Raw genomic sequence first — 384 nt, forward strand, 5'->3', positions numbered from 1 at the left:
TAGTACCGCTTCGGTATCGTTTCTCCCTCGGCGACTCGGCAGATTTGACCTCAGGTTCAACTGCGCAAGAAGTTGCGCACTTGGTCAGTCAAAAAATGCCCTCTGACGCGCTGCAGCCCTTGTGGCACGGGCTCTTCAGCCAAGTGCGCAACTTTTGCCAGCACTGCGCAAGAAGTTGCGCAACTTTTGAATGTCGATCGCTGAAAAACCAATCCAAACGAATGACATTGCCATATAAAGCATTGATTTATATAGATAAAAATTCACTGGCGCAGATTTTGTATGGATGCGCATCCCCCGTTCGGCAACTTTCTGCCACCGGGTGACTTTCTCAACGCATGGAGAGCAACACGCATGGCAACTCCCGCCTACATGTCCGTCACT

The 384-nt window shown here is 50.5% G+C and carries 1 protein-coding gene; it reads left to right on the plus strand.

Annotated elements, in window-relative coordinates; translation table 11 throughout:
• Positions 1–326: hypothetical protein (locus ACQ4N9_RS26565; protein WP_430934143.1), on the plus strand; the 326-nt coding region annotated here is incomplete at its 5' end.
• Between the last annotated feature and the right edge of the window lie 58 nt (positions 327–384).

Origin of the sequence: Pseudomonas sp. ES1, from assembly GCF_050586605.1 — a bacterium.
In the GTDB taxonomy this organism is placed as follows: domain Bacteria; phylum Pseudomonadota; class Gammaproteobacteria; order Pseudomonadales; family Pseudomonadaceae; genus Aquipseudomonas; species Aquipseudomonas sichuanensis.